The organism is Collinsella sp. AF19-1LB, from assembly GCF_003459655.1.
In the GTDB taxonomy this organism is placed as follows: Bacteria; Actinomycetota; Coriobacteriia; order Coriobacteriales; family Coriobacteriaceae; genus Collinsella.
Genome location: NZ_QRWO01000012.1, coordinates 38,613 through 54,359 on the forward strand (window position 1 = coordinate 38,613; position 15,747 = coordinate 54,359).

14 protein-coding genes and 1 tRNA gene are annotated in these 15,747 nt (G+C 57.1%); 7 read left to right on the top strand and 8 right to left on the bottom strand.

Annotation, left to right across the window (positions count from 1 at the left end; translation table 11 throughout):
- Positions 1-124: 124 nt before the first annotated feature.
- A complete protein-coding gene (locus tag DWX39_RS04850; RefSeq protein ID WP_117758686.1) occupies positions 125-1,129 on the bottom strand; it encodes a LacI family DNA-binding transcriptional regulator in 1,005 nt (334 codons plus the stop codon).
- A 358-nt stretch (positions 1,130-1,487) separates the two neighbouring features.
- Between DWX39_RS04850 and DWX39_RS04855 the strand changes: the two genes are divergently transcribed.
- Both DWX39_RS04855 and lacG read left to right on the top strand, forming a co-directional pair.
- A complete protein-coding gene (locus tag DWX39_RS04855; protein WP_117758687.1) occupies positions 1,488-3,263 on the top strand; it encodes a lactose/cellobiose PTS transporter subunit IIB in 1,776 nt (591 codons plus the stop codon).
- Between the two features lie 66 nt (positions 3,264-3,329).
- On the top strand, positions 3,330-4,769 hold the full coding sequence (gene lacG, locus DWX39_RS04860; protein ID WP_117758688.1) for a 6-phospho-beta-galactosidase: 1,440 nt from the start codon (positions 3,330-3,332) through the stop codon (positions 4,767-4,769).
- Positions 4,770-5,172: 403 nt separating this feature from the next.
- Here lacG and DWX39_RS04865 read toward each other — a convergent pair whose 3' ends face one another.
- Both DWX39_RS04865 and DWX39_RS04870 read right to left on the bottom strand, forming a co-directional pair.
- Positions 5,173-6,543: an ATP-binding protein gene (locus DWX39_RS04865; protein ID WP_117637046.1), complete on the bottom strand. Its 1,371-nt coding sequence runs from the start codon at positions 6,541-6,543 to the stop codon at positions 5,173-5,175.
- A gap of 157 nt (positions 6,544-6,700) precedes the next feature.
- The gene (locus tag DWX39_RS04870) at positions 6,701-7,465 is read right to left on the bottom strand and encodes a DeoR/GlpR family DNA-binding transcription regulator (protein WP_233508883.1); all 765 of its coding nucleotides are present in this window, start codon (positions 7,463-7,465) and stop codon (positions 6,701-6,703) included.
- Positions 7,466-7,670: 205 nt separating this feature from the next.
- Between DWX39_RS04870 and DWX39_RS04875 the strand changes: the two genes are divergently transcribed.
- Positions 7,671-8,723 (top strand): aldose epimerase family protein, encoded by a 1,053-nt coding sequence (locus DWX39_RS04875; RefSeq protein WP_158561618.1) that lies wholly within the window; start codon positions 7,671-7,673, stop codon positions 8,721-8,723.
- A 326-nt stretch (positions 8,724-9,049) separates the two neighbouring features.
- Here DWX39_RS04875 and DWX39_RS04880 read toward each other — a convergent pair whose 3' ends face one another.
- Positions 9,050-9,532: a PTS sugar transporter subunit IIB gene (locus tag DWX39_RS04880; RefSeq protein WP_117637050.1), complete on the bottom strand. Its 483-nt coding sequence runs from the start codon at positions 9,530-9,532 to the stop codon at positions 9,050-9,052.
- A 207-nt stretch (positions 9,533-9,739) separates the two neighbouring features.
- Here DWX39_RS04880 and DWX39_RS04885 point away from each other — a divergent pair.
- From DWX39_RS04885 to DWX39_RS04895, 3 genes are all read left to right on the top strand, one after another.
- A tRNA-Thr gene (locus DWX39_RS04885) sits at positions 9,740-9,815 on the top strand.
- A 257-nt stretch (positions 9,816-10,072) separates the two neighbouring features.
- The gene (locus DWX39_RS04890; RefSeq protein ID WP_117736086.1) at positions 10,073-10,582 is read left to right on the top strand and encodes a hypothetical protein; all 510 of its coding nucleotides are present in this window, start codon (positions 10,073-10,075) and stop codon (positions 10,580-10,582) included.
- 14 nt (positions 10,583-10,596) lie between these two features.
- Positions 10,597-10,962 carry a hypothetical protein gene (locus tag DWX39_RS04895; RefSeq protein ID WP_117736085.1) on the top strand — a complete coding sequence of 122 codons (366 nt, stop codon included), beginning with the start codon at positions 10,597-10,599 and terminating at the stop codon, positions 10,960-10,962.
- 136 nt (positions 10,963-11,098) lie between these two features.
- On the opposite strand, the gene DWX39_RS04900 is transcribed toward DWX39_RS04895, so the two are convergent.
- The 3 genes from DWX39_RS04900 to DWX39_RS04915 form a co-directional block, all read right to left on the bottom strand.
- Positions 11,099-11,572 (bottom strand): YhcH/YjgK/YiaL family protein, encoded by a 474-nt coding sequence (locus tag DWX39_RS04900; RefSeq protein ID WP_089572396.1) that lies wholly within the window; start codon positions 11,570-11,572, stop codon positions 11,099-11,101.
- Between the two features lie 197 nt (positions 11,573-11,769).
- On the bottom strand, positions 11,770-12,705 hold the full coding sequence (locus DWX39_RS04910) for a hexose kinase (protein WP_117648435.1): 936 nt from the start codon (positions 12,703-12,705) through the stop codon (positions 11,770-11,772).
- A 59-nt stretch (positions 12,706-12,764) separates the two neighbouring features.
- The gene (locus DWX39_RS04915; protein WP_117758690.1) at positions 12,765-13,646 is read right to left on the bottom strand and encodes an aldose 1-epimerase family protein; all 882 of its coding nucleotides are present in this window, start codon (positions 13,644-13,646) and stop codon (positions 12,765-12,767) included.
- A gap of 157 nt (positions 13,647-13,803) precedes the next feature.
- Between DWX39_RS04915 and DWX39_RS04920 the strand changes: the two genes are divergently transcribed.
- A complete protein-coding gene (locus DWX39_RS04920; RefSeq protein WP_117648434.1) occupies positions 13,804-14,388 on the top strand; it encodes a hypothetical protein in 585 nt (194 codons plus the stop codon).
- A 75-nt stretch (positions 14,389-14,463) separates the two neighbouring features.
- On the opposite strand, the gene nagA is transcribed toward DWX39_RS04920, so the two are convergent.
- Positions 14,464-15,633: an N-acetylglucosamine-6-phosphate deacetylase gene (gene nagA / locus DWX39_RS04925; RefSeq protein WP_117646248.1), complete on the bottom strand. Its 1,170-nt coding sequence runs from the start codon at positions 15,631-15,633 to the stop codon at positions 14,464-14,466.
- Between the last annotated feature and the right edge of the window lie 114 nt (positions 15,634-15,747).

Genomic DNA, 15,747 nt, shown 5'->3' on the forward strand with positions numbered 1-15,747 from the left:
CAAAAAAGAACAGCGCAAAACGTAATTTCGAGCTATGAACGGTTGCTTTTCACCCGTGAACGGTTTTTAAACCAATCTGAACATTCTCGAACACAATTAGCGGCAACCCAAACAGGTCCGCACCCTAGCGTACATCGCGCACCGTATCGCCCGCTACGAGCACGCCGGGGATCAGCATGTGTTCCACGCCAGGCGCAACGCCCTCGGCGCCGGCGATCTTGTCGACCGCCCACATGCCGACACGCTTGTTATCAAAGCGCACCGTGGTCAGGCGAAGATCGGGCACGATGTCGCCCAAACTATCGTCAACACCCACCACGCTTACGTCCTGGGGCACGTGCTTCCCGCGCGACTCGAGCCCGCGAATGCAGCCGTAGGCCATGGCGTCGTTGGAGGCATAGATGGCCGTACAGGTCGGATCGTCTGCCAGAGCCTGACCGGCAGCATAGCCGCTCTGCGCCGTCCAATCGCCACGAATGAATCGCGGCGGCTCAATACCATGCGCGCGCAGCGTCTCGCGCCAGCCCTCCTCGCGCTGCATGCCCGAAAGCGAGCGCTCGGGGCACGAGATAAAGTGCACAGTCTTGTGCCCCTGCCCCAGCAAGTACTCGACAACCTGGCGCGAGCAATCGAACTGGTCGTTATCGACCGTCGAGCACAGCGGGTGCTCCAGCATGGTAACGAGCACCGTCTGCATACCGGGCAGCGGCTCAAAGGTGCCAAAGTCCGCCGGCATGCGGTTCATAATCACAACCATGCCGTCCACCGGCAGTGCGCTCATGCGCGACGATGCGCTCTCGAGGGTATACGGATGCCCGTCTACTTTAGTGAGGGTGATGGCATAGCCATGTTTGTCGGCCGCGGCGGCAAAGCCCTCCATGCGGTCGAGGTTGCCGGTGCCGGTAATGTTGAACATGGCGACGCCGACGGTCTTAAACTTGCCGCGGCGCAGCGATCGACCGGCAAAATTGGGGCGATACCCCAGCTCGCGCATGGCGGCACGCACGCGCTCCTTGGTCTCGGGGCGCACGCTGGGCGAATCGTGCACCGTACGCGAGACTGTCTGCTCCGAGACGCCCGCGAGACGCGCCACGTCCTTAACGGAAACCGATTTTTTAACAGCGGCCATAGGTCGATCTTTCTATGTCAACGATGCCATTGGTGGCACCCTACGCAGTCACATGAAACGTCTTTAAGTATATCTAACGCCTCCTCCGCCATACGCTCACCACCCAAAACCTACCGTTCACCGACATTTTTGCTTCCCCGAACGGCTTTTGTAGTCCAAATGTTAACGTTGCCATTGTGCAAACACAGAGCCACCGGGCGGCTCAAACGTTTACGCATAAGGAATCGACGGTTCGCAGGCACAGGAACCATCAGTTCGCGTCTTTTTTTTGTGTCGCAAAATGGCAACGTCAACATTTTGGCAACCGAACGCCAAAAGTTACCATCGTTGCTAACCCACCGACTCTTAGGAGCATTGCATGGAGCAACTCATCGCCATCATCGAAAAGGGCCAACCCTTTTTCAACGCGATCGCCCGCAACAAGTACCTCAAGGCGATCCGCGACGGCTTTATCTCCGTCATCCCCATCATCATCTTCTCGTCCATCTTCTGCCTGGTAGCCTCGGTCCCCAACATCTGGGGTTTCTACTGGCCCGATGACATCAACAACGCCCTGTGGAAGTGCTACAACTACTCCATGGGCATCCTGGCCATCGCCTGCGCCGCCACCACGGCCAAGCACTTCGCCGACGCCCAGAACCGTGATCTGCCCAAGAACAACCAGATCAACTTCATCTCGTGCATGTGCGCGGCCATCATCGGCTTCTTGCTCCTTTCGAGCGACACGATCGCCACGGACGCCGCCAGCGGCTTCAACACCACCTACCTTGGTTCCAAGGGCCTGCTGACTGCTTTCATCGCTGCGTTTGTGACTGGCATCATCTACAAGTTCTTTATCAAGCGCAACATCACCGTCAAGATGCCCGAGCAGGTTCCGCCCAACATTTCGCAGACCTTTAAGGACATCATCCCCTTCTCCGTCTGCATCACCGTCTTTTGGGTCTTTGACATCGTCTTCCGCGCTGCCTTTGGCTTCTGCTTTGCCCAGGGCGTCATCCAGGTGTTCCAGCCCCTGTTCACCGCCGCCGACGGCTACATCGGCCTCGCTGTGATCTACGGTGCCATGAGCCTCTTCTGGTTCGTCGGCGTCCACGGCCCCTCGATCGTCGAGCCCGCCATCGCCGCCGCTCTCGTTGCCAACATGACCGACAACCTGGCTGCGTTCCAGGCCGGCCAGCACGCTTCCGCTGTCCTGACCCAGGGTGCCCAGTACTTCGTCGTCTGCATGGGCGGCACCGGTGCCACGCTCGTCCTGGTCTTTATGTTCTGCTTCCTGGCCAAGTCTCAGGAGATGCGCGCCGTCGGTAAGGCCGCCATCGTCCCGGTCTGCTTTGCTGTCAACGAGCCGCTGCTGTTCGCCGCGCCTATCGTGCTCAACCCCGTCTTCTTTGTCCCGTTTGTTTTTGCCCCGATCGCCAACATCTGGATCCTCAAGATCTTTATCGACTTCTTGGGCATGAACGGCTTTATGTACACCCTGCCCTGGACCGTTCCCGGCCCCATCGGCACCATCATGGGCTTGGGCTTCCAGCCGCTCGCCTTTGTGATGCTCGCCCTCATCCTGGTCGTCGACTTCGTCCTGTACTACCCGTTCTTCCGTGCCTATGACGCCCAGAAGTGCGCCGAGGAGGCCGAGATCTCCCAGGAGGAGCTCACCGCCAAGAACGCCGAGAAGGCCGCCAAGCTCAACGACGCCTTCCAGGGCAAGGCCGATGCCAAGAGCGTTGCCGCCGGCGCCGCAGCCGAGGCCGTGAAGGCCGACGCCCCTGCCGCTTCTGCAGCACCCGCTGCCGAGGCAACGACCGCCAGCGACCTCAACGGCAAGCGCGTGCTCGTGCTCTGCCAGGGTGGCGGAACCTCGGGTCTGCTCGCCAACGCGCTGGCCAAGGCTGCCAAGGAGCGCGGCATCAATCTGGAGACCGCTGCCGAAGCCTATGGCAACCACGTCGACATGCTCCCCGACTTTGACCTGGTCGTCCTGGCCCCGCAGGCAGCCAGCTACCTGGCCGACCTGCAGAAAGACTGCGAGCGTGTGGGCAACAAGTGCGTCGCCTGCCGTGGCAAGCAGTACATCGAGCTCTCCCAGAACGGCGACAAGTCTCTCGCCTTCGTCTCCGAGCAACTATCGAAGTAAGTAACGCCCAGGGCCAGCCGACCATCAACAGCCGGTTGGCCCTTCGATTTAGACGATTGGATCATCATGTCCGTTAATCCTGCTAGCGTCACCAATCCGCCTGCGCAGTTTCCCGAGGACTTTGTCTTTGGCGGCGCCACTGCTGCCTACCAGGTAGAGGGCGAGACCCGCACTCACGGTAAGGGCAAGGTTGCCTGGGACGACTTTCTGGAAGCCCAAGGCCGTTTCTCCCCCGATCCCGCTTCGGACTTCTACAACCAGTACCCCGTCGACCTGGAGCTGTGCGAGGAGTTTGGCATCAACGGCATTCGCCTCTCCATTGCCTGGAGCCGCATCTTCCCCAACGGCACCGGCGAGATCAACCCCGAGGGTGTCCAGTTCTACCACGACCTTTTCGCCGAGTGCCACAAGCACCACGTTGAGCCGTTTGTCACGCTGCATCACTTTGATACGCCGCTTCCCCTCTTTGAGAAGGGCGATTTCCTCAACCGCGAGACCATCGACGCCTTTGTGGACTTTGCCACCTTCTGCTTTAAGGAGTACGCCGACCAGGTGACCTATTGGTTCACCTTTAACGAGATCTGGGCGGACGCCTCCAACACCTACATCGAGGGCACCTTCCCCGGCGGCGTCAAGGCGCATCTGGCCGAGGCCTTCCAGTGCGAGCACAACATGATGCTCGCCCACGCCAAGGCCGTGCTGGCCTTCCACAACGGCGGCTTTAAGGGCAAGATCGGCGTCATCCAGTCGCTGGAGTTCAAGTACCCGCTCAACGAGAACGACCCCGCCGACATCAAAGCCGCCAACAACGAGCACGTGCTGCAAAACCAGTTTTTGCTCGACGCTACCTTCCGCGGCGACTACGCGCCCGACACCCTCGAGTGCGCCAACCGCTTGGCCGCCATCTCGGGCGGCACCATCGAGATCCTGGACGAGGACCTCGAGATTATGCGCGAAGCAGCGCTCTACAACGACTACTTGGGCGTTAACAACTACCAGTGCCGCTTCCTCAAGGCTTACGATGGCGAGAACGACCTGCACCACAACGGTACGGGCGAGAAGGGCACCGGCCGCTGGCGCGTTAAGGGTATTGGCGAGCATGTGAACAAGCCCGGCATCCCCACCACCGACTGGGACTGGATCATCTATCCCGAGGGCCTGTTCGATCTGCTCGTCTACATTAAGCAGCGCTACCCCAACTACAAGCAGATCTTCATCACCGAGAACGGCATGGGCTACAAGGACCCCTACAAGGACGGTTTTGTGGACGACCAGCCGCGCATCGACTACATCGAGCAGCACTTGCGCTGGCTGCTCAAGGCCATGGAGGTGGGCGTCAACGTGGGCGGCTACTTCCTGTGGAGCCTGCAGGATCAGTTCTCCTGGACCAACGGCTACAACAAGCGCTACGGCTTCTTCTACGTGGACTTTGAGACCCAAAAGCGCACGCCCAAGGCAAGCGCCTACTGGTACAAGCACGTGGCGCAGACCCGTCGTCTGGACTAGCGACTTGCGACTAGCGAGATGCCCCGCTCACATAACTTGTCCCCATTTCTCAGCCGGGGGCGGCACGTCACACGGCGCGCCGCCCCCGGTCTTTTTTGTTTTTGAGCGGGTCGAGGTCCGTTTGTCTCAATCTGTAACATCTAGCCGAGTTTTTCGGTCCCACCTGTTACAGATTGAGACAAACGTGGAGGCCGGGCCGAAATATCTAAATCTGTAACACTTAACCCGGTTTTGGACGTCTAGTTGTTACAGATTTAGATAAACGTGCGAGCCAATCCCTTCAATCTAAATCTGTAACAACTAGCTTGTGTTTTCGCCCCTAGCTGTTACAGATCGAGACAAATAAAAAAGACCGGGCTGACAATCTCAGCCGCATGCCCCCTTTTTGGCCGCATTCCACCGATTAGATAAAGATCGTCATATACAGAGGTAGATATATCCTATGCCCTTCAGCCCTGAGCTGTTTTGGGTGAAGAACTATCTCTTCTCCGACTCGTCGTTCGAATCGTCTGCCGAAATCGTCAAGCGAGATTGTTGAATACGATTTGGAAGATTTAACTTCAACAGGAGTGACCCGCGGTTTTCCAGCCGCGTCTTCAAAGCCGCGCGAAACAAGAAAATCAATTTCACGCGTTCTGGGCCGACTCCCCTCTGTTTTGGAAGGCTCCTGCCAGCTGTAATAAAAAAGCGAATGCCCCAGACTCTTAAGCTGCTGCGCCACGATGTTCTCGATTAGCATTCCTTTATTAATTGAAATTCTTCCAAATTGAATGTCTCTATGAACATCCATAAGGTCCGGACCATCATCAAACGCCAAGCTCACGAGCAATCCCGTGTCCGCCATATAGCATTTAAGCGAAGACGCGTCCTCGTGCAGGCGGTAACCCACGCTCGGATCACTGCATAAATAGCAACGGTTAATCAGTCGCGCATCCTCAAGCCAGATTAACGCCGACTCATATGTCTCAAAACGGGACCCCTTCTCCACGCTGTCAAATTTGAACCGTTTATTTGCCGCAGATAATTGACCCGGAATATCGTCATAAACCGCCCGCGCACGTCTAGCGTCCGAACCTCCAAACTTGGCAATGTCCTCCCTGTACAGTGCGATAATCTGCCGTTTAACCCTGTCGCATCCTCTAAAATCATTCTCTGCCACAAAGGAGTCGACCGACTGAGGCATACCACCGACAAGCATATACTCATCAAATAATCTCATGCACGTCGCATGAACGCCGTCCGGAAGCGCGGTCCGAGATTCGCGCGCTTTACGGATCTCTTCTGCATAAAGATCTTTTCCGGTCGCCCAAAGATACTCCTCAAAATCGAGGGGCTCGAGAGGGATTCTTTCTTCCTCTGACGGTATGACAATGCTATCGACATTCTTTTTGATGGAGACAAGAGAGCCTGTCTCGATGTAATCAAATCTGCCGTCTTCTACAAGATGCTTTATGTATTCGCGCGCGATGGGAAACCGCTGCACTTCATCAAAAATGACCAGCGACTCTCTCGGTTCGAGGGCCTTACCATACTGCAGCTGAAGCATGCGTAAAAAAAGATCGACATCTTCACGATGGTTCAGAAATATATCGAGCGTGGCTTTGCTAGCAGCCGAAAAGTCAATGTACAGATAATCCTTGTATTCATTTTGCGCGAAGCACTTGACGAGCGTCGTTTTGCCAACGCGTCTTGCACCCTCAATAAGCACCGCAGTGCGCCCTTGCGAGCGTTCTTTCCACTCCTGCAGACGATCATATGCCTTCCGTTTAAACATAATCTCACCTCAGCATAATTTACGTGCTAGTTTACAAAAATACCGACCTTCAGATATATCTAATAATACAAAAATACCGAGCTTTAAATGAGCTTATAGTTACAAAAATACCGACCATTGCAAAGGTCACAACAAACAATATCTCCGGCAACGCTCGCTAGCAGATGACCTGCGTGTGCTCCTCGATGGCGGCGCGGTTCTCGTCGGCAATATCCGGCTCGCACACCACGGCGTCCAAGCTGTCCAGGCGGCAGAAGGTGTAGAAGTCACGTTTGCCGATCTTGCTGGAGTCGGCGATCAGATAGCGCGAGTCCGCCTTGCTAAAGGCGAGCTGCTGGATACGGCCCTCGTCCATGTTGGACGTGGATACGTCACCGTCCAAGATACCGTTGGCGCCGATAAACGCCGCATCGATGCCCAGCGCGCGCAGGGTATCCTCGGCCGTTGGTCCCACAAAAGCGGCGGTGCGGCGACGGTACATACCGCCCACGAGGCACAGCTCGCAGTCTTCGCGCGCCTCGAGCAGGTTAAACACCGAAAGCGAATTGGTCACAATGCGCAGGCGAAACGTCGGCAGCATCGAGGCCATCTGCTCAACCGTGGTGCCCGTGCCCAAAAAGATGGTCGAGCCCTCCTCGATAAGCTCCACAGCACGGCGCGCAATCTGCAGCTTTTCCTCGGCATGCTTAGTGCGCTTTTCGCTGTGCGAATACTCATGGCGCAACATAGCGTGCGGACGGCCCTGTGCACTGCGGGCTCCGCCGTGCACGCGCTCAATCTCGCCTAGGCTCGCAAGTTCTTCGAGGTCGCGGCGAATCGTCATGTCCGAAACGCCCAACGCATCCGAAATCTCTTTGACCGAGACCGTGCCCTGCTCCTCGAGCAGCTGACGAACCTTATCCTGTCGCTCTGCCTTAATCACGATGAATCCTCGCCGTTCTTTGCGCGCATATCATTCAAACAGTAACGAACAAATTGTATCAGACTCGTACGCGTCAAAAATGAACGCCCGCACAGCTCCAATCATCACTTTTTTGAGAAAAATACCCCCAGCTTTAGTGGGGTGTAGTGATAATCTCGCCTGTTCGCGCTACAGTTTGTCGGAATACCTCGATGTTAGGAACCAAATGATCACTTCCGAGCTTTTCGGCACCGCGCCGTGCGGTACCCCCGTTCATCGCTACACCCTCAACGGGCCCGAGATCTGCGTTCGCATTATGGACTATGGCGCCACCGTGCTGGGCATCGATGTGCCCGACATTCCCGGCAACGTACGCGATGTGGTGCTGGGCTTTGATAAGCTCGAGGATTACTTTGACAACCCCGCCTGCTTTGGTGCGACCATCGGCCCCGTGGCAAACCGCACCGCTGGCGCCACGATCGCCATCGACGGCACGGACTGGCATATGCCCGCCAACGAGGGCGCCAACAACCTGCACAGCGACCTTGAGCACGGCCTGCACAAACGTGTGTGGGATGTTGAGCTCGACGAGGTCCATAACGCCGTGCGCATGACCACCTCGCTTAAGGATGGCGAGCTGGGCCTGCCCGGCAACCGAACCTTTACGGCCGTGTTTACCGTTACGCGCACCGGCGTCTTCCGCATCGATTATGGCTGCGAGAGCGACCGCGCCACCTACGTGTCCATGACCAACCACACGTACTTTAACCTTGCAGGCCATAACGCCGACATGGACTGCGAACATTTCTTTGTCGCCAACGCCGCCCACTACCTGCCCATTAACGAGCAGAACATCCCCACCGGCGAGATTGCTCCGGTCGAGGGAACACCGTTTGACTTTCGCGAGCTTCGCCCCGTCGCACCCGGCATGGAGGCCGACGACCCGCAGATCAAGCAGGCCCGTGGCTACGATCACTGCCTGTGCATCGATGGCTATCAGTACGGCCGCAACCTGCGCCGCGCGATGCACGTCGAGGAGATGTGGACCGGTCGTGAGATGGACTACTACACCACTGCCCCGGGCGTGCAGCTCTACACCGGCAACTGGCTGGGCGACGAGCACGCCAAGGACGATGCCAACTATGGCTGGGGCGCCGGCTTTGCCCTCGAGGCCGAGATGTACCCCGACACGCCGCACCAGCCCCTGTTCCCGCAGGGCATTGTGGGCCCGGGCCATCCCTACAGCAATGTGATCGAATACCACTTTATGAGGCACTAAGCCCGCAACGCGACATATCGCACAGCAGCGCCCGCCGGCACCACCGCCAGCGGGCGCTTTTTCATCTTTTAGGCTCGTTTTTTCTGTGACTGTATGAGTGACATATCAAAACTATGCCCATTTACTACGTTTAGCCCGGGATGCTCGACCATGCACCGGTTTTTGTTACATTTGTGAGCAGTATACCTGCGGTTTTGTTTATCTCAAATTCGACATGCTCGACGATAGCCAATCAAACGTAGTAAATGGGCATAGTTTTTGACAGGCGGCATCGCACGCGTCCCTCGCAAGGGCAAAATGATCCGTTTTCCTCCGTCCCCAAGGGATCAGTTGAACAGATTGCCAATGGGGTCGGGGGCGGAACTGGGGAGATAGCGGATTTCTAGCTCTATGCCGAGCTTTTGCAACTCTTTGAAGGCGGCGATGTCCGTATCGTCTACGGCAATGGTAGGCGTTGCAGAGCGCTTGCCCTCCCCTGCCTGCATATGGCCAATGCTGATCTTGGTTATTGGCACACCACCCTTAACCAGCGCGAGCGCATCGGCGGGTGAGGCCACTATGATCAAGATCCATTGACGCGGCGTTGCGGTATGAATGATGTCGATAGTCCTTTGCACCGAGAAAAACCGCGTCCAAACGCCTTCTGGCACCGCCACCCTCATTGGTGCCCATTGGCGCGAATCCGCCGCGATCTCATCGTTGACGATTAGGACAAGGTTGGAACCCACGGCTTCGTTCCACAGCTCAACGTCTTGCCCGTAAATGAAACGGTCATCGATACGCGTAAGAAGAATCTTGGGTTGAGCCATGGCTGCCCCATTCTGTTTGAGACCCATACGAGCGGGACGTCGACCACCAACTCAACAGCAGGTCAAGTAACAAATGGGCACTGCAGACATCACGCCTCTAATATTAGTGCATTTAAAGTGAGAAAAGCCGTCAGAACACTTGCGCGGATGTGTGATGTCCCGTATCATAGACAGCCGTTGACGCCTCAGTTGCGTCATCATATGGCCGCCAGCGTAGCTCAGTTGGTAGAGCACCGCTCTCGTAAAGCGGGGGTCACCGGTTCGAGCCCGGTCGCTGGCTCCATTACACAAGATAGCCGCCTTCGGGCGGCTTTTTTGTTGCCGATTTTGAGTGCGTGCGCGCCAATCCAAACATCGCCACGTCAACGGCGGCCCACTCGGTGGACTTCGGGTTTAATGCTTAGGGGCGGGGATTTACCAAAGTGAAATCTTAATGAAAAGAAACCCAGCTGCAACAATTGCCATGGTGAGGGCTCAAATTGGCCATATAGATCTAAAATAGTCACAATATACAAATGTCGAGAGATATTGGCGATATAGATGAAAAGAACTAAGGGTTTTCTTTTGTTGGTAATGATGCTGCTCGGACTGTTCTGCCTGAGTGGCCCTTCTTGGGCCGAGGCTGCCTGTCCTGAAGGTGAGCCTCAGCAGTCTTATACGGGCAGCCTGCTGATAACTGCTAAGGAGGGCGATGCCGACTCTCAGTCTGGGGTAAATCCCCTTGCCACTTTTGAGGGGGACGGCGGAACGGTCAAGCTTGACCATATTGGTAGCGGGATTTTGAGGTGGCAAGTTCTTCCGGACAAAATTGCGAACGATCCCTTCTCTTTTGCTGGAACGATATATCTATACAAGGTTGTGAGCGGAAAACAAAAATACGTCGATTGCTATCCGACAAACGGGTCTGGAATTGCATTCACCGGCATTTCGGGGCAGATTGATACACATGTACGAAAGGGAACCTATGTGGTGCGTTGGGTTGGAGCTGCTGCAGGCCCGATATGGATTGCGGTCTTGCGCCCCGATGTCCAAATAGGTTTCTCTCTCTAGACGGGAAGTTGCTCATGGACGCCATATATGACGGAGATGACTGGGTCGATCATTATACTTGGCGCCTGGTCGGCTCGAACGACAATGGGGATGTGGTGTTTGATGGACTATGTCCAAAGCATCTCCATCCTTTTGTCTCGTCGTTAATTGAGAGTTCCGCTCGTGTTGCCCCCTACAGCTCGGCATCGCTTCATGATACGGACGTTTTGAAGACCATAAGGGAATCAATTGACGAGGGAACGATGAGCGGCCCGCTGTTTTCTCGGCTTGTGGGGCTAGATGAGATTGGCTCGAAACGACTGCTTGCGGGCGAAAAAGTGGAACTCACTTATCGGTCGATGATTTCAATCCTGCGGCTAGCCGATGTTCTTCGCAAATAAATGAGGCTTCCCTATTCAAAAAACCGAAAACCCCGCCAAACGTGATTTCCCTAGGGAAAAAACGCTTGGCGGGGTCCTGGCGTGTTTTCCCTAAGGGGATCACGCCATCAGACGAGCAGCTCAGCCGAGCAGTTCGCTACTCCTCCCAGTAAGCATCTGCAAGCAGCTTAAAGCAAATCTTCTTGACCGGCTGTGCGCCATCGCCCGGGAACTCGAGCGTGGGCATGTGAGGCTCGCCGGCAACGAACAGTGCAAACTTATCGTCGGCAAGATCGCCGGCGATCGAAGCGTCGGAATCGACCAGATCGTAGTCGTCCTTCTCGTCAAACTCCTGAACCAGCGTCAGGCTGCCCGTGGCGACCTTAAAGGCCTCGCGACCCTCGACGTCGATCTGCAGGTCGTGATAGCGCTGATGCGTCTCATAGTGAGCCTCGGCCTCGGGACGCGTCGTGGGAGACATGACGTTCGCAAAGACCTTCTCACCCAAAATCGGATGGCTGCCGACCTCGAGCTGTGCCGGGTCGTTCTCCTCGAGCCAGTCGATCAGCACGTCGAGGCCCTTGAGCATTCCGCGGTACTCCTCGATATCGCCCAATGCACCGTAAATCATCTAAATCCCCTCTCGGATCGCTTCTTTGGCGGCTAATCGGCAAACGCGTTACCGATGCTGTTGCCACCCACATACGCCTCGACCAGGGTAAGGTCGGGATTGAACACGACAAACTCGGCGTCGCGCCCCAGCATAATGCTACCGCACTTGTCGTCGACATGGGCTAGCAAGCAATGCCGGGGCCGACGCCCAGGCTTTTACAGCTCGGTCACGACAACGCCGTTGTAGACCTCGTCCCAACGGTCCATGACCAGATGGCCGGTCATGGGATCCATGGCATTGAGCTTGCCGCAGGTGTTGGCGGTACGCAGCACCGTCTCGTCATCCGCGCCAGCAGCAATCGCATGCGCGAAGCCGGCAATGGTCGAATCGCCAGAGCCCGTAGCGTTAACGGCGGGGATATCGGGGGTCTTGGCGCGGAATGCACGGCCATTATGGAAGCCCACGGAGCCGGCAGCGCCCATGGACACGACGACCCAGGGGATATCGGAGAAGCGGGCATCAGAGGCGAGCGCGGCGCGGAGCTCGTCCACATCGTCGGTGGTAAAGCTCGTGCCCAGAAGGCCGTTAATCTCGGTCAGGTTAGGCTTGACCAGCTCGGGCTTAATTTCGGACTTAAGGGCGGCCTCGAGCGAAGCACCCGAGGTATCGAGCAGCACCTTGGCGCCGGCGTTCTCGGCAATACCCGTGATCTTGGCGTAGTAGCCCGCCTCGACACCACGGGGCAGCGAACCCGAGATGGTAACGACAGCGGCCTTGCTCGCAAGCTCGGCGAACTTGGCGGTAAAGGCATCGAGCTCCTCGGGGGCAATCGTCGGGCCGCTCTCGAGTAGCTCGGTCTGGTTGCCGGCGTGGAGGATGTTAAGGCAAATGCGAGTCTCGCCCTTGATGGGTACAAAATCATTCTTAATGCCGTTGGCATCCATGAGCTCGGCCATGTAGGCGCCCATGTGGCCGCCGAGTAGACCGGTTGCCACAACGTCGTCGCCCAGCTGACCCAGTACACGGGCCACGTTGAGACCCTTGCCGCCGGCGGTCTTTTCGGGCGTCACACGGTTAACGTCGTCGATAATGAGCTCATCGAGCTGATAGCGTGTATCGACGGACGGGTTCATCGTAACGGTGAGGATCATTTTTAGCTCCTTATCTCGCAGGCTCCTTGTGCCTCGCGATACGAGTCGACAAAACGGAATTACAGAATCTCAATCGTGAACGAGCGAACGACGGTCTCCTTGGGCTTGGCGACAAGGCAGCCGCGCTTATGCTCAAGCACGTCATCCTCATCGGAGCAGGTCGAAAGGCCGCCCCAAGGCTCAACTGCCACAAAATCACCCTCGGGCTTGCTCCACACAATGAGATATGGGAAGCCCTCAAAGCTCAGGCGAACGCCCTTGTCCTCGCCCTTTTTGGAAAGCGTGACCTGGCGGCTCTCGAGCACGTCAAAGATGGTCTCCGCAAAATCGAAGAGCTCGTGCGACAGGGGCAGCGTCTTTCCCACCATGGGGTTCTTGGAGCGGTTGGTCACGTCAATCAAGCCAGTCGAGGGGACGGCAGTGCAAAGCTCCGCCGCCTCGTCCTTCTCGAAGCGTAGCTCGTAGTCCGTATAGGCCTCGCCCTCGTCGAGCGGGCACCTAAAGCCGGGGTGTCCACCGATAAAGAACGGCATGTCCTCGGTGCCCTCGTTGGTCACCTCATAGGAGACGCGCACGGCAGCGTCCTCGAGCGTATAGCGGGCGACGAGCTTAAACGGATACGGATAATCGCTCAGCAATGCAGCGTTATCCTCGGATGCCAGACACACAGCCAGCTCGTTCGTGCTTTGGCTCAGCAGTTTCCACTCCTGCTTACGCGCAAACCCGTGGCGGGCGAGCTTCACATGATGCCCAGCGAACGTCATGGCGCTGCCGTCGCGCAGACCTCCGCAAATCGGGAAGCAGACCGGCGCCTGACCGGACCATACTGCGGGGTCGCCCTGCCACAAATACTCGCGACCGTCGGCCTCAATCGAGGTAAACGAGCCGCCGGCAGTGGAAACCTTAATAGAAATCGAATCGTTGGAAAGAGCGTATTCCATTACCCATCCTTTCGAACAACTGCTTTATTTCACGCAAGCGCCCGTTTCAATCCTAACCATAGAACAAACCCGCACGCTCATCGATGCGTCCGGTATCCCGGTCATGTAACGGGGTACCATACAGACATTGATGCAATTACAGCTGAAAGGCCTTCTTATGCGAACCATCATTCTTTATGCCTCACGCCACCACGGCAATACGAAAAAGCTCGTGGACGCCATCGTCGAGGCGCACCCCGAAATCGATACCCTCGACGTGAAAACGCTCGGCAAAAACGAGTATCCCAACCTGCACGAATACCATCTGATTGGTGTCGCCACGGGCATCTATTACTCCGAGATCGACAAGGACATGGCACGCGTGCTCACTAACGTGCTGCAGCCGCAGGACAAGGTGTTTGGCCTTATGACCTACGGTGGCAAAAACAAGTGGTACGGCAAGGATATCGATGGCATCTGCCGCATGAGGCAGGCCATCTTTATGGGTGTCTACGGCTGCCCCGGCTTTGATACGTGGGGGCCGTTCAAACTCACCGGCGGGGTCCAAAAGGGGCACCCGACCGCTGAGGAAATTAAGGGTGCCGTCGACTTCTTCGACAAGATCGAAGACGAGTATGGAGACATCATCGTCGAAGAGTACGCCAAGCGCGAGAAGCGTCTAGCCTACGAAAAGGAGCATCCTGCAGGAGGCCTGGTGGCCGGCGTTAAGCGCACGGCAAAGAAGATCGCTAACAAGCTGTAACTGTAAAGGTGCTTTTGAGCGTTTAACCCATACGGCGGGTCCGAGCAGATTCGGGCCCGCCGTCTTTTTCTTTCGTTACTCGGTAAAGGCGTTGCCGACGCTCTGGCCGCCAACATACGTCTCGACGAGGGTGAGCTCATGGTCGAACACGACAAAGTCGGCGTCGCGACCCGGCATGATGCTGCCGCACTTATCCTCGATGTGCGCGGAGCGTGCCGGCACCTCGGTTGCCATGCGAATGGCGATATCGGCGCTGGCGATGCCCCAGTCGACGATGTTCTTGACGCCCTGGGCAAGCGTGAGCACCGAACCGGCAATGCTCTTGCCATCGGCGAGCCAGCACAGGTTGTCCTTCATGATGACGTCCATGCCGCCGCTGGTGTAGCTGCCCTCGGGCATGCCGCCGCAGCCCAGGCAGTCGGTGATGAGTACCGTGTGCTGCCAGCCCTTGGCCTGCAGCAGCGCCTTGATGGCGGCAGGGTTTACGTGCTTGCCGTCACAGATGATCTCGGCGTAAGTCTCGGACGTGGACATAGCAGCACCCACGACACCGGGCTCACGGTGATGCAGCCCGCGCTGGCCGTTATAGGTATGCGTAAAGCAGCTGGCACCGGCGTTGATGGCAGCGATGCACTCATCGTAGGTGGCGTCGGAGTGACCGATGCTGGTCACCACACCCTTGGCGTTCAGAGCAGCCGCATAAGCAGCGGCACCGTCGCGCTCGGCCGCCATGGCGCTCTTAACGATGCGACCGCCCGCAGCCTCCTGCCACTGATCGAAGACCTCCTCGGAGGGGTCGATCAGATAAGCGGGGTTCTGCGCGCCCACGTGCTTCATGGTAAAGAAAGGGCCTTCCAGGTAGATGCCCTGAATGCGAGCACCGCAGAAGTCGGGGCCGCGACCCTCGTCCGCCTGGGCGATGGCGGCGCAGGCGTCCTTAATCTGCTCGACGCCATCGGTGAACGTCGTGGGCAGCCAGCTGGTGGTGCCGCGACGGGCGAGCTCGGTCGAGCTGATATCGATGCCCTCGGGATCGTTATCGGTAGTCGAGTGGTTATAGAAGCCATGGATGTGGGTGTCGACCATACCCGGTGCGATCCACGATCCCGTGTAATCCTTAATCTCGCAAGAGGGCTCGTCGGCCTGCCAGGCGCCAAAGACGCCATCCTCGACCATAAGATAGCCGCCCAGCTGCGGACCTGCCGGCAAGAAGAACTTGTCAGCCTTAATTGCGTACGTGCTCATATGCACTCCTTGCTTCTAAAGCAGTTGACTGTGGTGATGCTTATACCCGGTCCAAGTGAAAACAAAAAGCGCCCGCCCGCCGTTATGAGCGGACGGGCGCCCTTACAGGGGGGA